Below are 1660 nucleotides of genomic sequence, written 5' to 3' on the forward strand. Positions count from 1 at the left end.
CCCGCGCCGCCCTGGCGCGCGAGGCCGACCGCGCCTGCGCCCTGCTGGCCGAGCATTACGAGCGCACCGGCCAGTTCGTCGCCGCGGCGCTGCGGCGCGGGGCGGCCGGGTAAGAAGCTGTTCACCTCCCCGGCGCAAAGGGTGCGGTCGGCCTGCCGCGGCGATGAGGGGATCACTGCATGAACGAGTTCGCGGGCACGCCGCAGCCGCGCCCCGGGGCGGCCGGGACCGCCGGGGAGGCCGTCTCCCCGCTGCCGCCTTTGCCGCCGGAGGAGGAGGCGCGGCTGCACTCCCTCTACTGCTCCGGCCTGCTCGACACCGGGGCCGATGCGCGCTTCGACACCTTCACGCGGCTGGCGTCGCGGCTGCTCGACATGCCGATCGCGCTGTTCACCCTGGTCGACCGCTACCGGCAATGGTTCAAATCGGCGCAGGGCTTCCGCCAGGGCGACGGCACGCCGCGCAGCATCGCCTTCTGCGCCCATGCGCTGCTGCGGCCCGGCGCGCCGCTGGTGGTGGAGGACGCCACCCTCGACCCGCGCTTCGCCGGCAACCCGCTGGTGCTCGGCGCCGAGGCGATCCGCTTCTATGCCGGCATTCCCGTGCTCGACTATGAGGGCCGGCCGATGGGCACGCTCTGCGTGCTCGACCGCCGGCCGCGCCGGCTGACCCCGGCCGAGCTGGAGACGCTGCGCGACCTGGCCTTCGGCCTCGGCGCCGTGTTCCGCATGGAGCAGGCGGCGGCCAGCTGGCAGGAGAGCCAGGAGAACCAGCACTGGGCCGCGACGCTCGCCCCCCAGGCGCCCTGGACCGCCGACCCGCAGGGCAATCTGCTGGAGGTCGGGCCCGGCCTGCTGGCCTGGCTCGGCCGCTCGGCCGAGGCGCTGCGCGGCCGGCTCTGGCTGCATTCGGTGCCGCCCGAGCAGCGCGCGGCGACCGCCGCCGCCTTCGACGCGGCGATCGCCGGGGGCACGCCGCTCGACATCGAGTTCCCGCTCTGCGGCGCCGATGACGCGCAGCGCTGGATGCGCTGCCGCGCCGCCCCGCGACGCGACACGGCGGGGCGGATCCTGCGCTGGTACGGCACCATCGAGGATGTGCATGAGCGCCGCCAGGCCGAGGCCGCGGCGGGCGAGCTGCGGGCGCGGCTGGAGACGGTGCTGGAGAGCACCACCGACCGCGTCGCGCTGCTCGACCGCGATGGGCGGGTGACCTATCTGAACGGCCCGCTGCTGCGCGTGCCGGCCTATCGCGCGGCGCTCGGCCAGGTGCTGTGGGCGGCGCTGCCGGAGCTGCAGGGCAGCGCGCTGCAGCGCCAGCTGCTCGGCGTCCACGCCTCGGGGGGGCCGTCGCGCGCCGACTGGTACTGCCTGCGCCAGGGCCGCTGGTTCGACGCGCACGCCTTCCCCACGCCGCAGGGCAGCGCGCTGTTCCTGCGCGACATCAGCGAGCAGCGCCGGCTGGAGCAGGAGCGCGGCGCGGCGCAGCAGCGCCTGCTGCACCAGGCGCTGCATGACGGGCTGACCGGCCTGCCCAACCGCGCCTTCCTGCGCCAGCGCGTCCGCGCCCCGGGCGGCGAGGCGGGAGGCCACGGCGCCTGGCTGTATCTCGGGCTGGAGGAGTTCCGCGCCGCCGCCGGCACGCTGGGCCCCGCCGCCGG

1 protein-coding gene is annotated in these 1660 nt (G+C 76.5%); it reads left to right on the forward strand.

Features of this window, described 5'->3' with window-relative positions; translation table 11 throughout:
• Positions 1–179: 179 nt before the first annotated feature.
• The coding region (locus HMPREF0731_RS18575; RefSeq protein ID WP_007005739.1) for a GAF domain-containing protein at positions 180–1660 on the forward strand (1481 nt) is incomplete at its 3' end.

This window comes from Pseudoroseomonas cervicalis ATCC 49957 (assembly GCF_000164635.1).
GTDB lineage: Bacteria > Pseudomonadota > Alphaproteobacteria > Acetobacterales > Acetobacteraceae > Pseudoroseomonas > Pseudoroseomonas cervicalis.